Source organism: Cellulosimicrobium sp. CpK407, assembly GCF_051844275.1.
Lineage (GTDB): Bacteria > Actinomycetota > Actinomycetes > Actinomycetales > Cellulomonadaceae > Cellulosimicrobium > Cellulosimicrobium cellulans_G.
On record NZ_JBGNYC010000001.1, the window covers coordinates 117047 to 142760 of the forward strand.

Below are 25714 nucleotides of genomic sequence, written 5' to 3' on the forward strand. Positions count from 1 at the left end.
CGTGCACGTCGCGCACGCAGCGGCGACGTCCTGAATGGTCTGTAGGGTGTCTCGCCCGGTGTTCCTCGGCGGCTCCTCGACGGTGTCGAGGGCGCGCGAAGCACCCGGGCAACCTCGTCAGGGTAGCCGATCCGAGGGCCCGAGCTCAAACCGGGCGCTCGTCACACCCGCGCGCGCCCGGAGGCGGCCCGGCGGGCGCCCCCACGGCGCGCGCGGTTGACTACCGTGGTCCCGACGGCCCGCGGTGCCGTCCGACCGTCCGGCCACCCGGCGCGGTCGTCCCCCGAGCGCGAGGAGCCGGTCCGACGTGAGCCCCGGAGCCGACGTGGTCGACGCCGCCGTCGTCGTCGCGTGGGGCCACGGTGGCGTCCGTGCGCTCGCCGACGCGCGCGAGTCGCTCGACCGCGTGAACGTCTTCCCGGTCGCGGACGCGGACACGGGCACCAACATGTACCTCACGCTCCTGGACGCGGTCCGCGCGCTGCCCGGCGGCGACCCGGCGGGAGGCGGGGAGACGGGGGCCGCGGGCGGCGCCGGCGACCTGCTCGTGCGCCTGGCCCGCGGTGCGCTCGTCGGGGCGCGCGGCAACTCGGGCGTCATCCTCAGCGAGTACCTCCGCGGGCTCGCCCTCGCGCTCGCCGAGCACCGGACCGTGACCGGTGCCGCGCTCGCGGGGGGCCTGGACCGCGCCGCCCGCACCGCCCGCGGCGCGGTGGCCCGCCCCGCACCCGGCACGATCCTCACGGCCGCCGACGCCGCGGCGCGCGCGGCCGCGACCGCGGCGGACGGGCCCGGCGCCTCCTCGCCCGCGGTCGTCGCGGCCGCGGCCCGGGACGGGGCGCGCGCCGCGGCGCTGCGCAGCACCGGCGAGCTCGACGTGCTCGCGCGGGCGCAGGTCCTCGACGCCGGAGCCCTCGGCCTGGTGCTGGTCCTCGGCGCGCTCGTCGCGGCGCTCGACGCGCGACGCACGGGTGTCGTCCCGACGGTCGACCCCGTGGAGGCCGCCTCGGCACCGGCGCCCGCACGCGACGCCGCGGGGCCGGCAGTGGCGGGTGTGTCGGAGGTGCTCGGCATGATGGCCGGCATGGTTCCGGTGGCGGGCTCGCCCCGGGAGGCAGGTGCCGGTCCGCAGGACGTCCACGAGGGGGGTGCGTTCGAGGTGATGTTCGTGGTCGACGTCCCCGCGGGTGGAGCGGTGGACCCGGCCGGCACGCCCGTCGAGGACCCCGCCGAGCCGCTCCGTGCCGAGCTCGCGCGGATCGGCGACTCCGTCGTCGTGGTGGGCGGGCCGGGTGACCACGGCTCGGGGCTCTGGCAGGCGCACGTCCACACCGACGACCCGATGGCCGCGGTCGCCGTCGGACGTGCCGCGGTCGCGGGCCTGCGGTCCGCGCGGGGCGTCGGCGAGAAGGCCGCGTCGACCGCGGGGGGAGACGACGCCGCGCTGCGCCAGGTGCGGGTCCGGCACCTCCCGGGGCCCCACGAGGAGGGCCACGCCCTGGACACCGCTGCCGGCGGGGCGCACGACGTCGCGACCGTGGCGGCGGACGGCCCGGGTCTGGTCGCCGTGACCACGGCGCCCGGTCTCGTCGCGGACCTCGCCCGCGCGGGCGCCGTCGTGCTGCTGCGGGAGGCTCCCGGTCCCGTCGACCTGACCGCCCTGCACCGCGTCGCGGTCGACGCCCGCGCGTCGCACGTCGCGCTCCTGCCCGGCGCGGACCTGCCGGAGGACGACGCCGCGACCCTGCGCGCGACCCTGCGCGAGGACGGGGTCGGGACGCTCGAGGTGCTGCCCGCCGTGACCGACCTGCACGTCGCCGTGGCGCTCGCCGCCGCACAGCTCGTGGAGCCCGGTGCGGCGCAGCGGCTCGAGGCGGCACGGTCGGCGCTCGCCGCCGCCCGGTGGGCTCGGCTCGACGCCCCGGGCGTGCCGGTGCCCGAGCTGGCGCGACGGCTCGCGGACGGGCTCGAACCCCTCCGTGTGCGCGCCGGCACGCTCGTCACGGTGCTCGCCGACGACGACGTGCCGGACGCGGCCCTCGACGCGCTCGCGGCGCGCGCGACCGGGGACGGCGCCGAGGTCGTGCTCCTGCGCTCGGGCCGCGACGGCGGTGCCGTCACGCTCGCCGCCGAGGGGCCGGAGGACGCTGCCGACGACATCGAGGTCACCGTGGAGGCCGAGGGATGAGCGATCGCCTGGCCGAGCCGCTGACCCGCGCGGTCGGCACGCGCAGCGCGGGTCCGCTCGCGAAGCTGGGCCTCGAGACCGTCGGGGACCTCCTGCGGCACTACCCGCGGCGGTACGGCGACCCGGGGCGCCTCACCGACCTCGGGGGTCTCGCGCTCGGCGAGCACGTGACGATCGTCGCGCAGGTCCGCAGCGCGACGGTCCGGCGCATGCGCAACCGCGCGGGCGCGATCCTCGAGGCGGTCGTGACCGACGGTCCGCAGCAGCTCTCGCTCACGTTCTTCGCCAAGAGCCCGAACGTCCTGCGCTACCACGAGCAACGGCTGGCGCCGGGGCGGCACGGGCTCTTCACCGGCGTCGTCGGGCTGTACCGCGGCACGCGGCAGCTCACGCACCCCGACTACAAGATCATCGGGGTCGACGACGACGCCGAGGACGCGGAGAGCGCCGTGCTCGAGGCGAGCCGGCCCATCCCGATCTATCCCGCGAGCGCGAGCATCCCGAGCTGGAAGATCCAGCCCGCGGTGCGCACCGTGCTCGACCCGCTGCGCGAGGAGGACGTCCCGGACCCGCTCCCGGACGCCGAGCGCGAGCGGCACGGGCTCGGGACGCGGCTCGAGGCGCTGCGCGACGTGCACGAGCCCTACGACGAGAAGCAGTGGCGGCGCGGGCGCGACCGGCTGCGGTACGAGGAGGCGTTCGTCCTCCAGGCGGCGCTCGCCCAGCGCCGGGCCCGCGCCGCGGCCGAGCCCGCGACGGCGCGACCCCTCCGTGGCCCGGGGGAGCCGAGCATCCTCGCCGACTTCGACGACGCCCTCCCGTTCACGTTGACGACGGGTCAGCGCGAGGTCGGGGAGGAGATCGCGGCCGACCTCGCGCTCCCGCGCCCGATGCAGCGTCTCCTGCAGGGCGAGGTGGGCTCCGGCAAGACGGTCGTCGCGCTGCGCGCCATGCTCCAGGTGATCGACGCCGGCGGGCAGGCGGCGCTCCTCGCCCCGACCGAGGTGCTCGCCGCGCAGCACGCGCGCACCCTGCGCGCGCTGCTCGGCCCGCTCGCGGAGGGCGGCTTCCTCGGGGGCGCCGAGCACGGGACGCGCGTGGCGCTGCTCACGGGGTCGCTCGGCGCGGCGGCGCGCAAGGAGGCGCTGCTCGACGCCGCGAGCGGCGCCGCCGGGATCGTCGTCGGCACCCACGCCCTGCTGTCGGAGAACGTGCAGTTCGCCGACCTCGGCCTCGTCGTCGTGGACGAGCAGCACCGGTTCGGCGTCGAGCAGCGCGACGCGCTGCGGGCCAAGGCCCGTACGAGCCCGCACCTGCTCGTGATGACGGCGACCCCCATCCCGCGCACGGTCGCGATGACCGTGTTCGGCGACCTCGAGACCTCGTCGCTCACCGAGATCCCGGCCGGGCGCGCCGGCATCACGACCCACGTCGTGCCCGCCGGCAACGAGGCGTGGATGGAGCGCACGTGGGCGCGCGTGCGCGAGGAGGTCGACGCCGGGCACCGCGCGTACGTGGTGTGCGCGCGCATCCACCCGGACGAGCCGGACGCCGACGCGCCGTCGAAGCGGACCGACGACTTCGACGAGGTGCCCGACTTCCTCCTCGACCCCGACGCCCCGGACGCCTCGGACCGCGCGCCCCTGCGGGCGGTGCTCGAGGTCGCCGAGGAGCTGCGCGCGCACCCGCGCCTCGCGGGGCTCGAGGTCGGGGTGCTGCACGGGCAGATGCCCCCGGCGGACAAGGACGCCGTGATGGCCGACTTCGCGTCCGGTGCGGTCCAGGTGCTCGTCTCGACGACCGTCGTCGAGGTCGGGGTCGACGTCCCCGAGGCGACGGCGATGGTCGTGCTCGACGCCGACCGGTTCGGCATCTCCCAGCTCCACCAGCTCCGCGGGCGCGTCGGGCGCGGGTCCGCGGCGGGGCTGTGCCTGCTCGTGTCGACCGCGCAGCCCGGCACGCCTGCCGCGACCCGCGTCGAGACCCTCGCGCGCACCACCGACGGGTTCGAGCTCGCGACCGTCGACCTCGAGCTGCGCAGCGAGGGCGACGTCCTCGGGGCCGCGCAGTCGGGGCGCGCGAGCTCTCTGCGGCTCCTGCGCGTCGTCAAGGACGCGGACGTCATCGCGACCGCGCGCGCCGACGCCGCCGCCGTCGTGGCGGAGGATCCGGACCTGACCGGCCACCCGGCGCTCGCCGACGCGATCCGCGACCAGCTCGACCCGGAGCGCGAGGAGTTCCTCGAGCGGGCGTGAGGCGGTCGTGGTCCACCGTCCCCGTCGTCCCCCGGTCGTCGAGGCCGCAGGCGTCGCGAGGGTGCGCGCACGCTCGCGCCCTGTCCCGGACCGGGCCCGGCTACGCCGTCTCGGCCCAGGGCCGTCGTTCGACAGGCTCTAGGCTGGGCGCGTGACGAGGATCGTGGCGGGGACGGTAGGGGGACGCACGCTGCAGGTCCCGCCGCGCGGGACGCGGCCGACGAGCGAGCGCGTCCGCGAGGCGATCTTCTCGCGCCTCGAGCACCTGGGCGTGGTCGACGACGCGCACGTCCTCGACCTCTACGCCGGCTCGGGCGCGCTCGGTCTGGAGGCCGCGAGCCGGGGCGCCGCCGACGTGACGCTCGTCGACTCCGCCCGGGTCGCCGCCGACGTCGCCCGACGCAACGTCGCCGCCCTGGGCCTCCGCGACGTGCGGGTCGTCGCCCAGCCGGCCGAGGCGTTCGTCGCCGGCGTGGCGGCCGCCGCGGCGCAGCGCCCGGCCGGCGGGGCGGACGGAACGCCGGCCTCCGTTCGGGCGGGCCACGGCCCGTACCACCTCGTGCTCGTCGACCCGCCGTACGACGTCACCGCCGAGGCGCTGGAGCGCGTCCTCGCCCACCTCGCCGCGCCCGGCGTCCTCGACCCGGCCGCCGTCGTCGTCGTCGAGCGCTCCACCCGGACCCCGGAACCGGCCTGGCCGACAGGCTGGGAGCTCGTCGCGCGCAAGGACTACGGCGAGACGACGGTCTACTTCGTCGGCCCCGCCCTCCCGTAGCCCACCCCTGACCGCCGAGCGGGTGGTTCTGGCGCGTCCTGCGACCCGGACGCGCCGGAACCACCTGCTCGACGTGTCGGGAGGGCCTGGTCGGTGGCGAGGCGGGGGGTCAGCGGGGTGGGGCGTGGGTCTCGGAGGGGGCGAGGAGGCCGACCGGGGCGGTCGCGAGGGCGGTGGGGTCGGCCGGGTCGACGAGCGCGACGCGGTCGCCGCTCGCGGCGTCGAGCAGGCGGCGGGTCGCGGTGTCGTCGGCGAGCGTGCCCTCGCTCCCGCGGAGGTTCTCCGCGAGGAAGGCACGCAGCGGGGCTGCCGGGACGTCGTCGGCGGTGCCCTGGCCGAGCGGGAACGACACGAGCAGGAGCGCCGGGACGCGCTCGCCGCCGGGGCCGTCGCCGGGCTGGAAGTAGGGGAGGGCGAGGACGCGCGCGCCGAGCCGTGCGTAGAACCGCAGCCGCGCGACCGGGTCGCCGTGCGCCTCGCTGCCCACGTGGTGCGCGGGGTGCTCGACCTCCCCGACGACGAGCAGCGGGTCGAGCGCGCGCCAGTCGTCGAGGGCGGCGGCGACCAGCCGGGCGCCCACCCCGCCGCCGCGCCGACCCGGGGCGATCGCGAGGTAGAGGACGAGGAGGACGCGTGCGTCGGGGAACCACTCGCCGACGACGCCGGCGATGACGCGCCCGTCCTCGACCACCCCGAGGCTGCGCAGGCGCCCGGTCGCGTGGGCGTCGACGAGCTCGTCCCCGCCCATGAGCTCGGCGGGCGGGAACGACGGCGTCAGCACGTCGCGGTGGAGCGAGCGGACGAGCTCGGGCGTGGCGAGCGGGACGACGGCGGGCTCCTCGGGGGCGGTCACGCCGACCATCGTCGCGCGCGGGGCCGATCCGCGCCCGCCCGGCCGTGCCGCCGGGGTCCGCGCGCTCCCGTGTACTACCGTGACGAGGTGACCACAGCCGTCTGTCCCGGGTCGTTCGACCCGATCACCCTGGGCCACCTCGACATCGTCCGACGCGCCCGCGCGCTCTTCGACGAGGTCGTCGTCGGCGTCGCACGGAACGCGTCGAAGTCGGCGCTGCTGAGCGTCGACGAGCGCGTCGCGCTCGCCCGCGCGGCCGTCGACGACGCCGGGCTGGACGGGGTCCGCGTCGAGGTCGTGCCGGGGCTCCTGGTGGACTTCTGCCGCGAGATCGGGGCGGTCGCCGTGGTCAAGGGCCTGCGCGGTGGCGCGGACTTCGACGCCGAGCTGCCGATGGCGCTCATGAACCGGCACCTGGCGGGCGTCGAGACCGTGTTCGTCGCGGGCGACGCCGCGCTGCAGCACGTCGCGTCGTCGCTCGTGAAGGACATCGCGCGGTACGGGGGACCGGTGGACGACCTCGTCCCGCCGGGGGTGGGCGACGCCGTCCGTGCGGCGCTGGCACGGGTGCAGGGGAGCAGCAGGTGAGCACGACGGGGAGGACCGGGTACGTGAGCGAGCAGCAGGACCGGCGGGTGACGCACGAGGAGCGCGCGACGGAGGAGGCGCAGGTCGGGCTGAACGCGATCCTCGACGACCTGACGCACCTCGTGGAGACGGCGCGCGCGATGCCCATGTCGTCGTCGGTGCTGGTGCACAAGGGCGACGCGGTCGCGCTCCTGGACGAGCTGCGCGGCGCGCTGCCGGAGCAGCTCGCGCACGCGGACGAGGTGCTCGCGCAGGCGGACGCCGTGCTGGAGGACGCGCACCGGCAGGCGGAGGAGATCCTCACGACGGCGCGGGCGCGCGCGATCGAGCTCGTGCAGGCGGAGCAGGTCGTCGTGCAGGCGGAGTCACGGGCCCGGGAGATCGTCGACGAGGCCGAGGAGGCCGCGGCCGTGCTCCGACGCGACGCCGACGACTACTGCGACCGCAGGCTCGCGGACTTCGAGGTCGACCTCGGCAAGCTGCTCGCACAGGTCCAGGGCGGCCGCGCCAAGCTCGCGGACCGCCTCGGGGACCGCGTCGCCGAGCCGGAGGAGTCGCCGTTCCCGGCGACGATGCGCGAGCGCACCGGCCGCTGAGTCCCTCACCGGGCCGGCGCGGAGCGTCTGCGGTGCCGACGACCACCGGCTGCTCGGCGGCGGGCCGGGTCGTGGGCTCCCCACAGGACGTGGCAGGTGGCGGTCGGGCCGTCGCGTGACGTAAGATCGATGTTTGGCTCGGCGCGTCGCGCGTCGGCCTGTGCCTGGCAGTCGCCTCGAGCGGCCGTCGGCCCCCGACATCGTTGACCATCCGTCCGCGGGCCCCCACGCCCGCGGCCTGGCGATCCTGGAGCGCGCCATCACCGCCGAGAAGACGTCGCCGCTCGTGCTCGACACGCACGAGCTCGGTCGGCGACCCGGGAGCATGCGGACGGTCGTCGCGACCGTCCCCGCGCCCGCCGACCTCGGGACCGCGGTCATCGGCATCCCCGAGGGCAGCGAGCTCGAGCTCGACCTGCGCCTCGAGGCGGTCATGGAGGGCGTGCTGGTCTCCGGGACGGTGACGGGCCGCGCGGTCGGGGAGTGCGTGCGCTGCCTCGACACCGTCCACGAGGACGTCACGGTCGAGCTCGCGGAGCTCTTCGCCTACCCCGAGCGGGCGAAGGCCGCGGAGGAGTCGGGCGACGACCTGGAGGACGCCGAGGACGTGTACGACCTCGACGGCGACCTCGCGGACATCGAGCCCGCGCTACGGGATTCGGTCGTCACTGCACTACCATTCAGTCCGGTGTGCCGAGCGGACTGCCCGGGGCTGTGCTCCGAGTGCGGTGCGCGCCTGGCGGACGACCCGGGCCACACCCACGAACTTGTCGACCCTCGGTGGTCGGCGCTGGAGAGCATGTTCGACACCTCGAACGTGTCCGACGAGACGAAAGAGAGCTAGCCGTGGCTGTTCCGAAGCGCAAGATGTCGCGCAGCAACACCCGTGCGCGTCGTTCGCAGTGGAAGACGACCGCCGCGAACCTCACCACCTGCCCGCAGTGCAAGGGCGACAAGCTGTCGCACGCGGCGTGCCCGACGTGCGGTACCTACAAGGGCCGCCAGTACGCCGAGGCGCTGCGCACCGAGCACGCAGGCTGAGGCGCGTGGCACCGGCTGCACCGGCATCCGGTCTTCTCGAGAAGCTCGGGGTCCATCTGGACCCCGAGCTTCTCGTGCTTGCGCTCACGCACCGGTCGTTCGCGCACGAGAACGGCGGCATCCCCACGAACGAGCGTCTCGAGTTCCTCGGTGACACCGTCCTGGGCCTTGTCGTCACGGAGACCCTCTACCGCCGCCACCCCGACCTGTCCGAGGGCGAGCTCGCCAAGATGCGGGCCGCGACCGTCTCGCAGAAGTCGCTCGCCGCGATCGCGCGCCGGCTCGGCCTGGGGCAGTACGTGCTGCTCGGCAAGGGCGAGATCCGCACGCGCGGCAACGACAAGGACTCGATCCTGTCGGACACGGTCGAGGCGATCATCGGCGCGGTCTACCTGAGCCACGGGCTCGAGCCCGCACGCGGCCTCGTGCTCCGTCTCGTGGAGCCGACGCTGTCGGCCGCCGCAGGGCTCGGCGCGGGGCTGGACTGGAAGACGTCGCTCCAGGAGGCCGCCGCCGCCGCAGGGCTCAGCGCCCCCTCCTACTCGAGCGACGCCGTCGGGCCGGACCACGCGCGCGTCTTCACCTCGTACGTCCACCTCGACGGCCGGCTCTACGGGACCGGCAGCGGCACCGCGAAGAAGTACGCCGAGCAGGAGGCCGCCGAGCGGGCCTACCGCGCACTGGCGGCCGAGCGCGCGGAGCCGGAGCCGTCCGACGGGCGCGCGGCCACGACGGTGGAGGCGGCCGAGGACGCCGGTGCCTGAGCTGCCCGAGGTCGAGACCGTCCGCGACGGGCTCGGCCGCCACGTGCTGGGCTCCCGGGTCGTCGACGTTGAGGTGCTGCGCGACTACAGCGTGCGGCGCCACGACGGCGGCCCGGCCGACTTCCGGGACCAGCTCCTCGGCCAGCGGCTCGACGCCGCGGTGCGCCGCGGCAAGTTCCTCTGGCTCCCGCTCGTGCCGGGCGGGTCGACGGGCGGGCCGACGGGTGGGCCCGACGACGGCCCCGCGGCCGCGCTGCTGGCCCACCTCGGGATGTCGGGCCAGCTCCTGGTGCGCTCGGGGCCGGGCCTCGGGGAACGGTCGCCGCACCTGCGCGTGCGTCTCGTGCTCGAGCCTGACGGCGCCGGCCCGGCGGGCGCGCTCGCGCTCGACTTCGTCGACCAGCGCACGTTCGGGCACCTGTCCGTCCAGGACCTCGTGCCCACGCCCGACGGCGCGCCCGGCGGGCTCGGGGCCGACCTCGCCGCGGTGCCCGCCCCGGTCGCGCACATCGGCCGCGACCTCCTCGACCCCGCCCTGCGGCGCGACGACGTCGTCGACGCGATCCGCCGCCGTCGGACCGGCGTGAAGCGCGCGCTGCTCGACCAGACGGTCGTGTCCGGCGTCGGCAACATCTACGCCGACGAGGCGCTGTGGCGCGCCCGCCTGCATTACGCGCGCGCCACCGACACGCTGCGCCGCCCCGAGGCGTACCGCCTGCTCGACGCCGCGGCCGAGGTGATGACGGAGGCGCTCGCCCAGGGTGGGACGAGCTTCGACGCGCTCTACGTCAACGTCAACGGGCAGTCCGGCTACTTCTCGCGCTCGCTCGCGGTGTACGGGCAGGAAGGCGAGCCGTGCCCGCGCTGCGGGACGCCGGTGCGCCGCGACGAGTTCATGAACCGCTCGTCGTACACGTGCCCGCGGTGCCAGCCGCGCCCCCGCAACGGCCGCTGGTAGGTCGTCGGCCCGCCCCCGCTCCGGCGTCGGCACTCCGGTTCGTCTCGCCGTCGTCGCCGGGTCAGCGGGGGACGACGTTGCGGAGCTCGCGGCCCGCGCGGAGCGCGTCGAGGTTGGCGTTCACGAGGTCCGACGCGCGCTGGGGGCGGTTGCCCGCGACGTGCGGCGTGAGGATCAGCCGCGGCGCGTCCCACAGGGGTGACGCCTCCGGCAGGGGCTCGGTCTCCGTGACGTCGAGCGCGGCACCGCCGAGGCGGCCGTCGCGCAGGGCCGTGACGAGCGCGTCCTCGTCGACCGTGGCGCCGCGGCCGACGTTGACGAAGACCGCGTGGTCGGGGAGCTGGTCGATCCGGGCGGCGTCGAACGCGTGCCGGGTCGCGTCGAGCGCGGGGAGCAGGGAGACGAGCACGTCGGTCGAGGCGAGCACGTCGGGGAGGTCGTCGTCGGTCATGACGGGGAACCCGTGGCGCTCGCCACGGCGGCTCGCGACGCCCGTCACCTCGGCGCCCAGCGCGGCGAGCAGCGGGGCGAGCCGTGCCGCGATCGAGCCGAAACCCCAGATCGTCACGCGCGCGCCGTCGAGCGTGTACCGCGCGGCCGTCGCGGGGTCGGCCTGGGCGCGGTTCACGGCGGTGTCCCACCGGTGGTCGCGCTGCGCCGCCCCGAGCACGTCGAGCCGGCGCACGGCCGCGAGGACGAGGGCGAGCGCATGCTCGGCGACGGGACCGTCGTGCAGCGACCGCCCGGACGTGATCGGCACGTCCGGGCCGAACCCCGCGGCCAGCACCGCGTCCGGGCCCGCCGCGAGCGTCTGGACCCAGCGCAGTCGCGTGAGCCGCGCAGCGGCGTCCGCGAGGTTCGCGGGGGTGTTCGCCCACGCCACGAGCACCTCGGCGTCGGCGTCCTCGGGACCGAGCGGTGCCGCGGCGTCGTAGCGGACGACCTGGTCTCCCGGGCCGCCGCGCACGTCGAGGGCGATGGTGCTGGGCACGAGGATCTTCAATGCTGCTCCCGGGGTGGTCCGTCGAGGTCGCGGCCTCCCGGCGCGGGTCGGGCCGCCTCGCGAACGTACCACCGTGCCGTCCGGCGGGCGGCCGGCCGCCGCACGGCTGCTGCTCGGGGGCGCCTCGCCCGTCCCACCTGCGCTTCCGCAGGCGCGACCTCGCCGCCGGGGATATGTTCGCGGTGTTCCGACGACGCGCCGTCCGCGCGCCGTCCCGGTCGGCCCCGCGGGGTCACGGCTTCGGGGGTGGGGATGGGCTCGTCCACGGGCGCGCCGACGCACGCGGAGGTGCGCGCGGCGATCACGGCACGGACGCCGAAGAACTACATCACGTGGCTCACGCTCGCGTTCATGATCACGTCGTCGGTCGCGAGCCTGCGCGCCGCGCCGACGATGGCGGTCTACGGACTCGCGGCGGTGTTCCTCTACATCGTCCCGGCGCTCGTGTTCCTGCTGCCGACGTCCCTCGTGTCCGCCGAGCTCGCCTCCGGCTGGTCGGGCGGGGTGTACCGGTGGGTCGCGGACGGCGTGTCCAAGCCGCTCGGCTTCCTCGCCGTCTGGTGCCAGTTCGCGATGACGATTTTCTACTACCCGAGCCTGCTCGGGTACGTCGCGAGCACGTTCGCGTACGTCATCAACCCGAGCCTCGCCAGCAACGGGCTGTACGTGGCGATCGTCATCGTCGTGCTCTTCTGGACCGGCGTGTGGCTCTCCTCGCAGGGCACCAAGACGGTCGCCGGCCTGTCGAGCTGGGGACTCATCATCGGCACGCTCATCCCGGCCGCGATCCTCGTCGTGCTCGGCATCGTGTTCCTCGGGCAGGGCAACCCGTCGGCCGCGCCGATGGACGCGCAGCACCTGCTCCCCGCCTGGACGGGCCTCGCGTCCCTCGTGCTCATCGTCAACAACTTCCTGTCCTACGCGGGCATGGAGATGAACGCGGTCCACGTCACGAGCCTGCGCAAGCCCTCGACGGAGTTCCCGCGGTCGATGTTCCTCGCGATCGGGCTCGTGCTCGTCATCTTCATCCTCCCGGCCGTGGCGATCAGCTGGGTCATCCCGGCCGACCAGCTCAGCCTCACGGCGGGCGTCATGCAGGCGTTCGACGCGTTCTTCGCCAACTTCGGCGTGAGCTGGCTGACGCCGATCCTCGGCCTCATGCTCATCGCGGCGTCGCTCGGCGGCATGCTCACGTGGCTCGCCGGGCCGTCCAAGGGCCTGCTCACGGTCGCGCGCGAGGAGGGCTACCTCCCGCCGTTCCTCCAGCGCCTCAACAAGCACGGGGTGCAGCAGAACATCCTCGTCACCCAGGGCCTCATCACGACGGGGATCGCGCTCCTCTACGCGTTCATCCCGGACGTGTCGAGCGCCTACTGGATCCTGTCCGTCATCACGACGCAGGTGTACCTCGTCATGTACCTGCTGCTGTTCGTCGCGGCGGTGCGGCTGCGTCGTCGCGCACCCGACCACCCGCGCGGCTACCGAGCGCCCGTGCTCACGCTCCTGTGCGTCGTCGGGTTCTGCGCGTCGGTGGCCGCGATGATCATCGGGTTCGTGCCGCCGGCCCAGTTCTCCAGCGGGAACGTCGGGGTGTACGTGCTCATCGTGGGCGGCGGGCTCGGCATCATCGGCCTGCTCGTCCCGGCGCTGTTCTACCTGCTGCGCAAGCCGTCCTGGAAGGACCCGGAGGCCGCGGCCATCGCCGCCGCGGACGAGGCGGGGGAGGGCGAGGCGGCATGACCACGACGCGCCCGGACCACGTCCCCGAGCACGAGCCCGAGCCGGTCTCGTCCAAGCGGTGGGTCACGTACACCGCCGTCGCGCTGCTCCTCGTCGCGCTCGGCGCGGTCATGGTGACCGTGTTCCACGACGTGCGCACCAACCGCGACGCACGCGAGGCCGAGCAGAAGGCCGCCGAGCTGCACGACCGCTTCGCCGAGATCGGGATCACGGCCTTCAGCGAGGAGACCATCGCCGACGTCCTCGGGGACGACGGCGGCGGGTTCTGCACGGACCCGGCGGCCCTCGTCGAGGCGACGGCGAACCTCGGCGCCGCGAACGGGGCGGCCGGGCCGGGGCTGCGGCCGTCCGTCCTCGACGAGCGCCGCCTCGCGGGCGACCGGCTCGTCATCGAGGTCTACTGCCCCGACCAGCTCGACGCGTTCGACGCGTACGTCGACTCGCTCGACCTCGACCCCGGCCGCACGACCGAGCCGGGCAGCGACGCCACCGAGGGCGCCGACGCCACCCCGACCGAGGAGGACGCGTGAGCCAGCCGAGCACCGGAGCACGACCGGGCGCCACCGGGCACGTCGAGGAGGTGCGTGCCGCCGTCCAGGGCCTGGTGCCCCGTGCGCTCGACGACCTGCGCACGCTCGTCGCCATCCCGTCCGTCGCCGACGAGCGCCTCTACCCCCGTGCCGAGTGCGAGCGCGCCGCGCAGTGGGTCGCCGACGCGTTCCGCGCCGAGGGGATCGACACACGGCTCGAGGTCACGCCCGACGGGTCGCAGGTCGTGCTCGGGCACCGCCCCGGCCCCGACGGCGCGCCCACGGTGCTCCTCTACGCGCACTACGACGTGCAGCCGCCGCTCGACGACGCCGCGTGGACGACCCCGCCGTTCGAGCTCACCGAGCGCGACGGCCGGCTCTACGGGCGTGGGGCCGCCGACTGCAAGGGGAACATCGTCACCCACCTGACCGCGCTCCGGGCGCTGCGCGCGCTCGGCGGCGAGGACTACCCGGTCGGCGTCCGTCTCGTCGTCGAGGGCTCGGAGGAGCAGGGGACCGGCGGCCTCGACCGGTGGGTCGAGGCGAACCCGGGGGCGCTCGCGGCCGACGCGATGCTCGTCCAGGACACCGGCAACGCCGAGCTCGGCCTCCCGACGCTCACCGTGACGCTGCGCGGCGCGGCGAACGTCGTCGTGCACGTCGAGGCGCTCGAGGGCGAGATCCACTCGGGCATGTTCGGCGGGGCCGCGCCCGACGCCCTCGCCGCGCTCGTCGCCGTGCTCGCGAGCCTGCGCGACGAGCACGGCGACACGACGATCGACGGCGTGCCGGACGCCGTCACCCACGGGACCTGGGACGGCGTCGCGTACGACGAGGAGCAGTTCCGCCACGACGCGGGAGTGCTCGACGGCGTCGGCCTCGTCGGGACGGGCAGCGTCGCCGACCGGCTCTGGGCCCGGCCCGTGGTGACGATCCTCGGGATCGACGCCCCGAGCGTCGTCGGCTCGGCCGCGGCGATCCAGCCCCGCGCCTCGGCGCGGCTCAACCTGCGTGTCCCGCCGGGCTCCGACGCCCAGGACCTCCAGGACAAGCTCGTCGCGCACCTGGAGGCCCACGCGCCCTGGGGCGTGCGCGTCCGCGTGGAGCGCGACGCCGTCGGGCAGCCGTTCGCGGCCCGCACGAGCGGGCACGTGTTCGACACGCTCACGGCGGCGCTCGCGGACGCGTACGGGCGCGAGACGGTCACGGCGGGGCAGGGCGGCTCGATCCCGCTGTGCAACGTGCTCGCCGGGCAGTACCCGGACGCGGAGATCGTGCTGCTCGGCGTCGAGGAGCCGGCGTGCCTCATCCACGCGCCGAACGAGTCGGTCGCACCGAGCGAGATCGAGAACCTCGCGGTCGGCGAGGCGCTGTTCCTCGCGCGCCTCGGCGAAGGCTGACGGCTACCACTGACACCGGCCGAGATCGACCCGTCGGTCTCCAGATCGACCCTCGGAGGGTCGATCTCGGCCGCACGGGTCGATCTCGGGGCTACCGCGGTGCGGGCGTCTCCTGGTCGAGCGCCCACCGGTAGGCGGGGAGCCCGAGCAGCTCGGCGTGCGTCCCGCGCGCGACGACGCGCGCCGGGGCGTCGTCCGGCGCGCCGTCCGGGACACCGAGGAGCAGCACCTCGTCGACCGCCTCGAGCGCGCTGAGCCGGTGCGTCGCGAGCACGACGCCGCGTCGGCCACCTCCGGCCGACGCGCCCGCCGGCGCGCGGGTCGTCGCGACGAGGTGCCGCACGAGCGCGTCGGCGCCGGTCGCGTCGAGGTGCTCGGCCGGCTCGTCGAGCAGGAGCAGGGGCGCGGGTGACAACAACGCCCGCGCGACGAGCAGACGACGACGCTCGCCGCCGGAGACGGTCGTGGCGTCCGGGCCGAGCAGCGTCTCGACGCCGTCCGGCAGCGCGGCGAGCCAGGCGTCCAGGCCGACGTCGTGCAGCGTCGCCGCGGCCTCCTCGGCCGTGACGTCGCCTCGCGCGACGCGCAGGTTCTCCAGCACCGTCGTGTCGAACACGTGCGCGTCCTCGGCGACGAGCACGACGCCGCGCGCCGTGGCCTCGCGGGGGAGGGCGCTCACGTCGGTTCCGTCGAGCGTCACCCTCCCCGCGAGCGCGGGGACGAGCCCGGCGGCGGTCGCGAGCAGCGTCGTCTTGCCGACGCCGGACGGACCGACGACCGCGACCGCGCGCCCGGGGCGCAGGTCGAGGTCCGCCCCCGCCACGACGACGCGCGCCGCGCCCGGCCAGCCCGCCGCGACGTCGTCGAGCGCGAGCGACGCCTGCTCGGGGGACGACGGCTCCGCCGGACCGGGGACGGACGCGTCCGCGGCGGGGGCAGCCGTCGTGACGCGGGGTGCGGAGCCGTCGAGGAGCGCGACGACGCGCGCCGCGGCCTGGCGCGAGCGGTGGAGCTGGACGGCGGCGGCGGGCAGGGCGTTCGCGGCCTCGAACACCGCGAGCGGCGTGAGCACGATGACCGACAGCTCCACGGGCGCGAGCGTCCCGGCCGTCACGGCCGGGATGCCGAGCAGGAGCGACGCGAGCACGGCGAGGCCGACGGCGAGCGCCGCGATCCCGGCGGCGACCCCGGCGGGCCGGGCGCCGTCGTCGGTCACCCGGGCGAGGGCGCGGTCGCTCGCGCGGAGGTCGGCGAGGCGCGCGTCGAGGCGGCCCGAGACGGCGAGCGGGCCGGACTGCTCGAGGATCTCGAGCGTCGTCGCGGTCATCGCCGCGCGCGTCGTCGCGCCGCGCGCCTCGACCTCGCGCGCCGACCGTGCGGAGAGCCACGGCGCGACGACCGCGGCGAGGAGCAGGCACAGCGCGAGCGCGACGCCCGCGGCGGGCAGGAACGCCCCGACGAGCACCACGGATCCCACCGAGATCGCCAGCGCGACACCGGCGGGGACGAGCGCGCGCACGACGACGTCGCCCACCGCGTCGACGTCCGCCCCGACCCGCGCGAGCAGGTCTCCGCGCCGCAGCCCGACGAGCGCGCCCGGGGAGCCCTCCGCCAGTGCGGTGTACAGGTTCGCGCGCAGGGCGGCCATGCCGCGCAGCGCGACGTCGTGCGAGGCGAGGCGTTCGAGGTAGCGGAAGACGCCGCGCGAGATGCCGAACGCGCGCACGGCGACGACCGCGACCGACAGGGTGAGGACGGGAGGCATCTGCGAGGCGCGGGCGATGAGCCACGCGGCGACGGCGGCGAGGCCGACGGCGCTCCCGAGCGAGAGCGTGCCGAGCACGACGGCCCAGACGACGCGGCGCCAGCGCACGTCGAGCAGCCCGACGGCACGCCACAGCGGGTCGTTCGCGAGGCGGTCGCGGGGCCCGGTCACGGGTGCCTCCCGTCGGTCGGCGCGGCCGCGGCAGGGGCGGGCGAGGCGGCGTCCTCGTGCCGAGCGTGCTCGGGGAGGGCCGGGTCGTCGAGCGGCGTCGCGCGGACCTCGACGACCTCGTCCGCCGCCCGGACGAGCGACGCGCGGTGCGCGACGACCACGACGGTCCGGCCCTGGTCGCGGAAGGCCCGAACCGCGTCGAGCACGACCTGCTCCCCGCGCGCGTCGAGGTGCGCCGTGGGCTCGTCGAGCACGACGAGCGGGACGCGCGCGGGGTCGCCGAGCAGGGCCGCGGCGAGCGCGACCCGCTGCCGCTGGCCCACGCTCAGGCCGACGCCGCCGCGTCCCACCTCGGTGTCCCAGCCGTCGGCCAGCGTCGTGAGGACGGAGTCGAGGCCCGCGGTGCGCGCGGCACGGTCGAGGTCGGCGTCGCCCACGGGCAGGCCGCCCGCGACGACGTCGCGCAGACGTCCCGGGGCGAGCACCGGCCGCTGGGGGAGCCAGGCGACCTGGGACCAGTACGTGGCCGGGTCGAGGTCGGCGAGGTCGACCGCCCGCCCGGACGCGGTGATCGTGACGGTGCCGCGGTCGGGGCGGACGAGCCCGAGCAGGACGAGCGCCGTCGTCGTCTTCCCGGCGCCGCTGGGGCCGGTGAGGGCCACGACGCGGCCTGCGGACGTCCCGGGTGCGAGGTCCAGGTCGAGGCCGGCCGGTGCCAGCACGTCGCGGTCGCCGGCGCGGACGCTCACGCCGCGCAGGGCGATCGCCGCGCCGGCGAGCGGCGGCGCGGGGACGGTCCCGGGCTCGGTGGCCTCCTCGTCGAGGATCGCGAACGCCTGCTCGGCCGCGGCGATGCCGTCGGTCGAGGCGTGGAAGTGCAGCCCGACCTGGCGCAGCGGCAGGTACACCTCGGGCGCGAGCACGAGCACCGCGAGCGCGGGCTCGAGCTCCATGCCCCCGTGCACCAGCCTCAGTCCGACGCCCACGGCCACGACGGCCACCGACAGCGTCGTGAGGAGCTCGAGGACCATGCCGGAGAGGAAGGCGATGCGCAGCGTGCCCATGGTCGCGCGCCGGTTGGCCTCGCCGAGCGCCCGCACGCGCCGCTCGGGCCCGCGCGCGCGGCCGAACGCGAGCAGGGTCGGCAGGCCCGCGAGCAGGTCGAGCACCTGGGCGCCAAGCCGCTGCATGACGACCAGACGGCGCTCCGACGTCCCGGCGGTGAGCCGACCCACGAGGACCATGAAGAGCGGGACGAGCGGGATGGTCACGGCGACGATCACCGCCGAGACCCAGTCGAGGCCGAGCACGACGGCGAGCGTCGCGGGCGTGACCGTCGCGGCGAGAAGGAGCTGGGGCAGGTAGCGCACCATGTACGGCTCGAGTGCGTCGAGCCCGCGCGTCGCGAGCGTGGCGACCTCGGGCCCACGCCCGGACGCGAGCCACCGCGGCCCGAGGGCCACGGCGTGCGTGACGACCTGCTCGCGGAGCTCGGCCACGGTCCGGGTCGCGGCGCGCAGCGCGAACCGCTCCTGCGCCCAGGACGTCGCCGCCCGGGCCGCGACGACCCCGGCGAGCAGTCCGACCCGCGGCCCGAGGTCGGCCAGGTCGGCCGTCCCTTGGATCGCCGGCGCGAGGACCGACGCGAGGACGACCGCCTGGGCGACGACCAGGGCCGCCGTGGCGAACCCCAGCACCGCCGTCAGGACGACGTACCCTCGCGCGGCCCGCGCGTGGCGCAGGAGCCGCGGGTCGAGCGGCTTCACGCGTCTCCCGACCCGCCGGTCCCGAGGCTGCGTCCGGCCGAGCCACCGGAGGACGCACCGCCGAACGCCGCCTCGCGGACCTTCTTGAGCGAGAGGCCGACGGGCGCGGGGATGTCCTTCGTGGACAGTCGGCGGCGGAACACCCAGTAGGTCCACGACTGGTAGGCGATGACGAGCGGCGTGAGGATCACCGCGACCCACGTCATCACCGTGAGCGTGTAGTCCGTGGACGACGCGTTGTGGATCGTCAGCGAGTTCGCGGGGTCGACGGCGGGCATGACGTCGGGGTACATCGAGCCGAAGATGAGCACGACGGCCGCGACGATCGTCACGGCGGAGGCGATGAACGCCCACCCCTCGGCGCCGCGCCGGTTGGCGACGAGCGCCGCGACGAGGCCGCCGGCCGCCACCACGACCGCGGCCCACGTCCACGGCACGGAGTACGCGACCTGCGCCCACACGGCCCAGCCGCCCGCGAGCACCAGCGCCGCGACGCCGAAGACCGAGGCGTGCTGCCGGGCCCGGGCGCGGATCTCGCCGTCGGTCTTCAGGGCGACGAACACCGAGCCGTGCAGCAGGAAGAGGCTCAGCGTGACGAGGCCGCCGAGCAGCGCGAACGGCGACAGGAGCGAGAAGAACCCGCCGACGAACTGGTGGTCGGCGTCGAGCTGCACGCCGCGCACGAGGTTGGCGAACGCGACGCCCCACAGCACGGCGGGCACCCAGGACCCGACCTGGATCGCGACGTCGCAGCGGCGCGCCCAGCCCTCGTCGCGGATCTTGCCGCGGTACTCGAACGCGACGCCGCGCACGATGAGCGCGACGAGGATGAGCAGGAGCGGCAGGTAGAAGCCGGAGAAGAGGGTCGCGTACCACTCGGGGAACGCGGCGAACGTCGCGCCGCCCGCGGTGAGCAGCCAGACCTCGTTCCCGTCCCAGACGGGGCCGATGGTGTTGATGAGGACGCGGCGCTCCTTCTCGCGGTGCTCCTTGTCCCCGCGCGGGAGGATCGACAGCAGCATGCCGACCCCGAAGTCGAAGCCCTCGAGCACGAGGTAGCCGGTCCACAGGACCGCGATGAGCACGAACCAGACGACGGCGAGATCCACGGTGGTGTTCTCCTGAGATTCTGGGCGGGTCCGGGCGCGTCAGTACGCGAAGGACAGCGGGCGGTCTGCGGCCTCGGTGCCGTCGTCGGGCGGCTCCTGCGCCTCGGGCGACTCGTCGTGCACCACCAGCGGCACGCCCTCGATCGCGTAGCGGCGCATGAGCGTGAACCAGACCGCGGCGAGCGCGCCGTAGACGAGCGTGAACACGATCATCGACGTGAGCACGACGCCGGGGCTCACCACGGTCGACACCCCCCGCTCGGTGAGCAGGCGGATCTGGTCGATGCCCGTCGGGTTCGGCGCGACGACCCACGGCTGGCGGCCCATCTCGGTGAAGATCCAGCCGAAGGAGTTCGCGAGGAACGGCATGGGGATGGCGACGAGGCCGACGCGCGCGAACCACACGTTGTCGGTGACGCGGCCCTTGCGGGTGAGCCACAGCGCCATGAGCGCGAGGAGCACGGAGCCGGCGGCCATGCCGATCATGAGCCGGAAGGACCAGTAGGTCATCGCGAGGTTCGGCGTGTACGTGACGGGGTCGCCGGCGGCCGTGACGTCGCCGTAGCGCTCGGTCATCTGCTCCTGGACGTCCTCGACGCCGGGCAGGTACGACTCGGGGCCGGAGAAGTGGCCCGTGCCGAGGTACGACGCGAGGCCGGGGATCTCGATGAGGTGCGTGACGTTCTCGCACGAGTTCGACAGGTCGCCGATCGTGAGGATGGAGAACGCGGCGCCCTCCTGCCCCTGGCACAGCGCCTCGGCCGAGGACATCTTTCCGGGCTGCTGCTCGTACATGATCTTGCCCTGGACGTCGCCGGAGACGGCGACGCCGATCCCGCCGACGAGCATCGCGATGACGCCGAGGGTGACGGCCGGGCGGTAGACGTCGCGCGCGAGCTCGACGTTCTCGGCCTTCTTGGTGCGGACCAGCCGGACCATCCACCACGCGGCGATGCCGGTGACGAACGTGCCCGCGGTGAGGAAGGTCGCCGTGATCTGGTGGGGGAAGGCGGCCCACAGGGTGTTGTTCGTGAGGACGGCGCCGATGTCGTTCATCTCGGCGCGCCCGGTCTCGGGGTTGAAGATCGCGCCCACGGGGTGCTGCATCCACGAGTTCGCGGCGAGGATGAAGAACGCGGAGAGGTTCGTCGCGATCGCGACCGCCCAGATGCACGCCAGGTGCACCTTCTTGTTGAGGCGGTCCCAGCCGAAGATCCACAGGCCCAGGAACGTCGACTCGATGAAGAACGCGGCGAGCGCCTCCATGGCGAGCGGCGCGCCGAACACGTCGCCGACGAACCGCGAGTACTCGCTCCAGTTCATGCCGAACTGGAACTCCTGCACGATGCCGGTCACGACGCCGAGCGCGAAGTTGATGAGCAGGAGCTTGCCGAAGAACTTGGTCAGGCGCAGCCACCGCTCGTTGCCGGTGCGCACCCAGGCCGTCTGCATGATCGCGACGAGGGGCGACAGGCCGATCGTCAGCGGGACGAAGATGAAGTGGTAGACGGTCGTGATGGCGAACTGCCACCGGGCGAGATCCAGGGCTTCCACGTGCGCTCCTCGGGAGGCCGACGGGTCGGCGGGCTTCAGGGGGAGGTGCTGAGCTACGGCGCCGGTCAGGACGGTCCGGGAGAGGACCGCCCGTGTCCTGACGCTAGGTCCAATCTGCCCCATCGGCAGGGCGGGAGATGACGGCAAGTGCTGAAAACACGGCGCTTGTGACTATGTTCACAAGCACGCGGGACCATGGTCCCGGTCCGGCGGGACCCGGGGCCCGGGGCGCGGTGCGTGTCGCCGGGGTTCGTTCGCGCCCCTGTGCGATACTGGGCGGAGCCGGGTGGGCTCCGCATCGCCCTCCCGACGAGCACGAGATCGCGGCACCAGCGGACCGCGGCAGTCGGAGCGCCGACCGGGGCGAAGGGCCCGGTGGCAGGCGCCCGCGCCGCGCACGCGGACCGCGGCCGTGGCCGACGACTTCCGTCGCCGGACGACGCGCTCCGGTGCGCTCGTCACGAGCGACGACCGACCGCCCCGAAGGGCCGCACGGTGCGGGGCGGTCCCTGTGGCAGCAGGAGCACGACGCGTGACGCTCGACAGCACCTCCGACAGCACCCCCTCAGAGTCGACGGCGGACGCCGCCGCGACCCAGGACCGGGCCGAGAGCCCGACCACCACCGGGCGCAAGCCCGCCCGCCGCCGCGCGACGCGCAGCGCCGCCCCGCCCCAGACGCCGGCCGTGCCGGACGGGGGCGCGACCGCCCCCACCGACGCCCCCGCGGCTCCCGCCGACGTGGCTCCCGCGGCCGACGTGGCCCCGGCTCCCGACACGGCCGAGAAGAAGCCCGCGCGCCGTTCGCGCCGCGCGACCCGCACGACGTCCGCGCCTGTCGAGCCCGCCCCGGACGCGGCCGAGGCCCCCGCGACGACCGCCACGGACGCGGCGGTGGCAGGCGCCCCCGTGGTCGCCGTCGAGGCGTCCGGCGCCGAGGCGGCACCGGAGGCGAGCGCGCCGAAGGGACGCGCGCGCACCGCGCGCCGCGCCCAGGGCGGCGCCAAGAAGGCTGCCTCCGCCCCGGCCGACGTCCCGCTCGACGTGCTCTCCGAGTTCGGGCTGAGCGCCCCGCCCGCCGCGGAGCCGGCACCCGCGACCACCGGCCCGGACGCGGACGCGCTGCTCGGCGCCCCCGACGCGCCCCGCAAGGGCAAGCGCACCCGGACGACGCGCACGACGGCCGCGGACGACGTCGCGCCCGAGGCCTCCGCGGTGGAGCCCGCCGGTCCGACCGAGCCCGCGCCGGACGCGTCCGAGGCTCCCGCGGAGAAGAAGCCCGCGCGCCGCTCGCGCCGCGCGACCTCCGCGGCCGGCGCCCCGACCACGAAGACCCCGACCACGAAGGCCCCGACCGCGACGGTCGCTGACGCGGCTCCGGCCGCGACGTCCGACGCCGACGCACCCGCGGCCGAGGCCTCCGCGCCGCCCGTCGAGCCGGACGCGCCGACCTCCGAGGAGGCGCCGAAGAAGCCCGCACGCCGCTCGCGCCGCGCCACCTCGAAGGCCGCCCCCGCCGAGGCCGCGCCCGCGCCGCAGGAGACGGCCGCGCCGACGTCGACCGCCACGCCGGCACCCACGGCCGCGCCCGAGGCGCCCGTCTCGCCCGCCGCCACCGGCGCCGGCACGAGCACGCCGCGCCTCGCGACGACCGCCCTGCTCTTCCAGGCGCCCGACCCCGCGGCCGCGCCGCGGCGTCCTCGCCGGGCCCAGAGCCCGGCCGGTCCGCCGCGCCACGTCGAGCCGACCCCCGTGGCCGAGGAGCCCCCCGCCGCGGCCGGACCGCGCGAGCGGAGGGAGCCCGCGGCGGCTCCGGTGGCGTCCGAGCGCACGGAGGACGTGACGGTCGAGATCGCCCTCACGGGCGAGGACGCCGCCGCCGTCGAGGAGATCGAGGCCATCGAGTCGGAGCTGGTCGCCGAGGGGATCGAGCTCCCCGACGACGCGTTCGGCCCGGAGGACTTCGCCGACCTGGACGAGGGCGCGCCCGACGGCACCGAGGACCAGGCCGCGTCCGACGACGCGGAGTCCGGTCCCCGGCGCCGCCGTCGCCGCGGTGGCCGCGGTCGCCGCGGTCGCCCGGACACCGGTCGCGACCAGGACGAGAACGACGAGACCCCCGCCGAGGGCGACGAGCCGGTCGACTCCGGCGCGGCCGCCGACGCCGACGAGCCCGAGCACGACGCTGCCGACGCCGAGCCCGGCGAGGACGAGGCGGGCAGCAGCCGCCGTCGGCGTCGCCGCCGCCGCGGTGGGCGGGGCGAGAGCGGCGAGAGCTCCTCGACGCGTTCGCGGCCGCGCGAGCGCAGCCTGGCCGACGAGGTCACGGCGCTCAAGGGCTCGACCCGCCTCGAGGCGAAGCGCCAGCGGCGCCGCGAGGGCCGCGACGCCGGTCGCCGCCGCCAGATCATCACCGAGGCGGAGTTCCTCGCGCGCCGCGAGTCGGTCGAGCGGTCGATGGTCGTGCGCGAGCGCGCGGGCCGCACGCAGATCGCCGTGCTCGAGGACGGCGTGCTCGTCGAGCACTACGTCTCCCAGCAGTCGCAGGCGTCCATGGCGGGCAACGTCTATCTGGGCCGCGTCCAGAACGTGCTGCCCAGCATGGAGGCCGCGTTCATCGACGTCGGCAAGGGCCGCAACGCGGTGCTGTACGCGGGCGAGGTCAACTGGGACGCGGCAGGGCTCGAGGGCCAGCCGCGACGCATCGAGCAGGCGCTCAAGTCGGGCGACTCCGTGCTCGTGCAGGTGACCAAGGACCCGATCGGGCACAAGGGCGCGCGTCTCACGTCGCAGATCACGCTCGCGGGCCGCTACCTCGTGTTCGTCCCGGGCGGCGGCATGACGGGCATCAGCCGCAAGCTCCCGGACACCGAGCGCAACCGCCTGAAGAAGATCCTCAAGGAGGTCGTGCCCGACGGCGCGGGCGTCATCGTGCGCACCGCGGCCGAGGGGGCGAGCGAGGAGGAGCTGCGCGCCGACGTCGAGCGCCTGCGCGGCCAGTGGGAGGCCATCGAGAAGAAGTCGAAGACGGCGTCGGCCCCCGCCCTGCTCCAGGGCGAGCCCGACCTCGCGATCCGCGTGGTCCGCGACATCTTCAACGACGACTTCAGCTCGCTCGTCGTCGAGGGCGACGGGGCGTGGAGCGAGATCTCCTCGTACGTCGAGGAGCTCGCCCCCGACCTGCGCGAGCGCGTCTCGAAGTGGACGGGCACGCAGGACGTCTTCACGGTCCACCGGGTCGACGAGCAGCTCGCCAAGGGCATGGACCGCAAGGTCTGGCTGCCCTCCGGCGGCTCGCTCGTCATCGACCGCACCGAGGCGATGACCGTCGTCGACGTCAACACGGGCAAGTTCACCGGCTCGGGGGGCACGCTCGAGGAGACGGTGACGCGCAACAACCTGGAGGCGGCCGAGGAGATCGTGCGCCAGCTCCGGCTGCGCGACATCGGCGGCATCATCGTCATCGACTTCATCGACATGGTGCTCGAGTCGAACCGCGATCTCGTGCTGCGTCGTCTCGTCGAGTGCCTGGGCCGCGACCGCACCAAGCACCAGGTCGCCGAGGTCACGTCGCTCGGGCTCGTGCAGATGACGCGCAAGCGCGTCGGCCAGGGCCTGGTCGAGGCGTTCAGCGAGACGTGCGAGCACTGCCACGGGCGCGGGTTCATCGTGCACACCGACCCGATCGAGAAGTCCGGCGGCAACGGCCGCGGGGGGCACGACCACGGCGGTGGCGCCGCCACCCCGGCTGCCGCCGAGGAGCCGGCCGAGGCCGGCCGCTCGCGGTCTCGCCGCAAGCGCGGCTCGGGCTCGGGTGCCGCGGCGGCCAAGGACGTCCCGATCACGCTCCCGCAGCCGGCGGTACCGGTCCTGCCGGAGGTGACGTCCGAGGCCCGCGCGGCCGTGAAGGCCACGCTCGCCACGATCGCGGCGGCGGCGGCGCACGCCCACGAGCACGAGCACGACGGCGCGGACTCCGCGCCGGTCCCGGGCGACGAGGCGCACGCGGAGCCCGGCGAGGAGTGACGGGCACAGCGCCCGGCGGCGTGCCGCTGTACGCCGCCGGGGCGCGCGCCCGCCTGCGCGGGTGGCGCGCGGACGACCTCGCCGCGTACCGCGAGTGGCTGCGCCCGGTGCACGAGTGGCACCGGTGGGACGGCCCGTACTACCCGGTGCCCGACGACGCCGCGTCCGACGCGGCGGTCGCACGCCTCGCGCGCGCCGCCGCCGCGCAGGCCGCCCGCCCGGGCGGGCTGGACGACGACGGGCTCCCGCCCCGGCGCGTCGTCGTCGCCGACGAGGAGGACCGGCTCGTCGGGACGTGCTCCTGGTACTGGGAGTCCGCGGAGACGCAGTGGGCGCGCGTGGGGATCGGCCTGTACGACCCCGCGGTGCGCGGGCGCGGACTCGGTCGCGACGCGCTCGGCGCGTGGATCACGTACCTCTTCTCGGTGACCGACTGGGTCCGGCTCGACCTCGCGACGTGGTCCGGGAACGCCGCGATGCTGGGCGCCGGTCGAGCGCTCGGCCTCGTGGAGGAGGGCCGGTTCCGCGACGCCCGCGTCGTCGACGGCGCCCGGTACGACGCGGTCGTCCTGGGCGTCCTGCGCCGGGAGTGGGCCGCGCGGGCCTGACCGTTCCGGGTCGTCTTCGTCCGCGT

Annotated in this window: 20 protein-coding genes; 14 read left to right on the plus strand and 6 right to left on the minus strand. The window is 75.7% G+C overall.

The features are described 5' to 3' along the window. Nucleotides 1-307 precede the first annotated feature (307 nt). From ABWU78_RS00520 to rsmD, 3 genes are all read left to right on the plus strand, one after another. Nucleotides 308-2188, plus strand: a complete 1881-nt coding sequence (locus ABWU78_RS00520) for a DAK2 domain-containing protein (protein WP_353708879.1) — start codon at nt 308-310, stop codon at nt 2186-2188. Continuing rightward, nucleotides 2185-4443 (plus strand): ATP-dependent DNA helicase RecG, encoded by a 2259-nt coding sequence (locus ABWU78_RS00525; RefSeq protein WP_439157259.1) that lies wholly within the window; start codon nt 2185-2187, stop codon nt 4441-4443. The genes ABWU78_RS00520 and ABWU78_RS00525 overlap by 4 nt, the downstream gene beginning before the upstream one ends. Nucleotides 4444-4594: 151 nt before the next feature. Next, complete coding sequence (gene rsmD, locus ABWU78_RS00530; RefSeq protein WP_253050473.1) at nt 4595-5218, plus strand: 16S rRNA (guanine(966)-N(2))-methyltransferase RsmD; 624 nt, start codon at nt 4595-4597, stop codon at nt 5216-5218. A 109-nt stretch (nt 5219-5327) separates the two neighbouring features. Here the strand turns inward: rsmD and ABWU78_RS00535 are convergent, their stop codons facing one another. Then, complete coding sequence (locus ABWU78_RS00535; RefSeq protein WP_439157260.1) at nt 5328-6071, minus strand: GNAT family N-acetyltransferase; 744 nt, start codon at nt 6069-6071, stop codon at nt 5328-5330. Between the two features lie 87 nt (nt 6072-6158). Here ABWU78_RS00535 and coaD point away from each other — a divergent pair, with 87 nt between their 5' ends. The 6 genes from coaD to mutM all read left to right on the plus strand — a co-directional run bounded on the left by coaD (nt 6159) and on the right by mutM (nt 10018). Then, nucleotides 6159-6659 (plus strand): pantetheine-phosphate adenylyltransferase, encoded by a 501-nt coding sequence (gene coaD, locus ABWU78_RS00540; protein ID WP_253050469.1) that lies wholly within the window; start codon nt 6159-6161, stop codon nt 6657-6659. Further along, on the plus strand, nt 6656-7255 hold the full coding sequence (locus ABWU78_RS00545) for a hypothetical protein (protein WP_439157261.1): 600 nt from the start codon (nt 6656-6658) through the stop codon (nt 7253-7255). The genes coaD and ABWU78_RS00545 overlap by 4 nt, the downstream gene beginning before the upstream one ends. Nucleotides 7256-7580: 325 nt before the next feature. Then, nucleotides 7581-8099: a YceD family protein gene (locus tag ABWU78_RS00550; RefSeq protein WP_439157295.1), complete on the plus strand. Its 519-nt coding sequence runs from the start codon at nt 7581-7583 to the stop codon at nt 8097-8099. 2 nt (nt 8100-8101) lie between these two features. Then, complete coding sequence (gene rpmF / locus ABWU78_RS00555; RefSeq protein WP_021482203.1) at nt 8102-8296, plus strand: 50S ribosomal protein L32; 195 nt, start codon at nt 8102-8104, stop codon at nt 8294-8296. Between the two features lie 5 nt (nt 8297-8301). Next, on the plus strand, nt 8302-9060 hold the full coding sequence (gene rnc / locus ABWU78_RS00560; protein ID WP_253050467.1) for a ribonuclease III: 759 nt from the start codon (nt 8302-8304) through the stop codon (nt 9058-9060). Continuing rightward, on the plus strand, nt 9053-10018 hold the full coding sequence (gene mutM, locus ABWU78_RS00565; RefSeq protein WP_353708882.1) for a bifunctional DNA-formamidopyrimidine glycosylase/DNA-(apurinic or apyrimidinic site) lyase: 966 nt from the start codon (nt 9053-9055) through the stop codon (nt 10016-10018). The genes rnc and mutM overlap by 8 nt, the downstream gene beginning before the upstream one ends. Nucleotides 10019-10079: 61 nt before the next feature. Here the strand turns inward: mutM and ABWU78_RS00570 are convergent, their stop codons facing one another. Continuing rightward, on the minus strand, nt 10080-11021 hold the full coding sequence (locus ABWU78_RS00570; protein WP_353708883.1) for an NAD(P)-dependent oxidoreductase: 942 nt from the start codon (nt 11019-11021) through the stop codon (nt 10080-10082). Nucleotides 11022-11273: 252 nt separating this feature from the next. Here ABWU78_RS00570 and ABWU78_RS00575 point away from each other — a divergent pair, with 252 nt between their 5' ends. The 3 genes from ABWU78_RS00575 to ABWU78_RS00585 are packed head-to-tail and all read left to right on the plus strand — an operon-like array spanning nt 11274 to nt 14691. Then, nucleotides 11274-12761 (plus strand): APC family permease, encoded by a 1488-nt coding sequence (locus tag ABWU78_RS00575; RefSeq protein ID WP_253050461.1) that lies wholly within the window; start codon nt 11274-11276, stop codon nt 12759-12761. Continuing rightward, nucleotides 12758-13291: a hypothetical protein gene (locus ABWU78_RS00580; protein ID WP_353708884.1), complete on the plus strand. Its 534-nt coding sequence runs from the start codon at nt 12758-12760 to the stop codon at nt 13289-13291. The genes ABWU78_RS00575 and ABWU78_RS00580 overlap by 4 nt, the downstream gene beginning before the upstream one ends. Beyond that, nucleotides 13288-14691: a dipeptidase gene (locus ABWU78_RS00585; RefSeq protein WP_353708885.1), complete on the plus strand. Its 1404-nt coding sequence runs from the start codon at nt 13288-13290 to the stop codon at nt 14689-14691. Before ABWU78_RS00580 ends, ABWU78_RS00585 begins: the two co-directional genes overlap by 4 nt. 91 nt (nt 14692-14782) lie before the next feature. Here the strand turns inward: ABWU78_RS00585 and cydC are convergent, their stop codons facing one another. The 4 genes from cydC to ABWU78_RS00605 are packed head-to-tail and all read right to left on the minus strand — an operon-like array spanning nt 14783 to nt 21056. Next, nucleotides 14783-16627: a thiol reductant ABC exporter subunit CydC gene (gene cydC, locus ABWU78_RS00590; protein WP_353708886.1), complete on the minus strand. Its 1845-nt coding sequence runs from the start codon at nt 16625-16627 to the stop codon at nt 14783-14785. After that, on the minus strand, nt 16624-18393 hold the full coding sequence (cydD, locus tag ABWU78_RS00595; RefSeq protein WP_353708887.1) for a thiol reductant ABC exporter subunit CydD: 1770 nt from the start codon (nt 18391-18393) through the stop codon (nt 16624-16626). The genes cydC and cydD overlap by 4 nt, the downstream gene beginning before the upstream one ends. Beyond that, complete coding sequence (gene cydB, locus ABWU78_RS00600; RefSeq protein ID WP_439157262.1) at nt 18390-19502, minus strand: cytochrome d ubiquinol oxidase subunit II; 1113 nt, start codon at nt 19500-19502, stop codon at nt 18390-18392. Before cydB ends, cydD begins: the two co-directional genes overlap by 4 nt. Before the next feature lie 39 nt (nt 19503-19541). After that, entirely contained in the window at nt 19542-21056 is a 1515-nt protein-coding gene (locus tag ABWU78_RS00605) for a cytochrome ubiquinol oxidase subunit I (RefSeq protein ID WP_253050450.1), read from the minus strand. Nucleotides 21057-21588: 532 nt separating this feature from the next. Here ABWU78_RS00605 and ABWU78_RS00610 point away from each other — a divergent pair. Together ABWU78_RS00610 and ABWU78_RS00615 are read left to right on the plus strand one after the other, a co-directional pair. Further along, nucleotides 21589-25080, plus strand: coding sequence for an Rne/Rng family ribonuclease (locus ABWU78_RS00610; protein WP_353708889.1), 3492 nt, complete (start codon nt 21589-21591; stop codon nt 25078-25080). Continuing rightward, on the plus strand, nt 25077-25688 hold the full coding sequence (locus ABWU78_RS00615) for a GNAT family N-acetyltransferase (RefSeq protein ID WP_439157263.1): 612 nt from the start codon (nt 25077-25079) through the stop codon (nt 25686-25688). Before ABWU78_RS00610 ends, ABWU78_RS00615 begins: the two co-directional genes overlap by 4 nt. The last annotated feature ends 26 nt before the right edge of the window (nt 25689-25714 follow it).

Coding starts and splice junctions, on each gene's coding strand:
- ABWU78_RS00525 (WP_439157259.1), top strand. CDS start 2,185: ATGAGCGATCGCCTGGCCGAGCCGCTGACCCGCGCGGTCGGCACGCGC.
- ABWU78_RS00550 (WP_439157295.1), top strand. CDS start 7,581: ATGCGGACGGTCGTCGCGACCGTCCCCGCGCCCGCCGACCTCGGGACC.
- ABWU78_RS00575 (WP_253050461.1), top strand. CDS start 11,274: ATGGGCTCGTCCACGGGCGCGCCGACGCACGCGGAGGTGCGCGCGGCG.
- ABWU78_RS00580 (WP_353708884.1), top strand. CDS start 12,758: ATGACCACGACGCGCCCGGACCACGTCCCCGAGCACGAGCCCGAGCCG.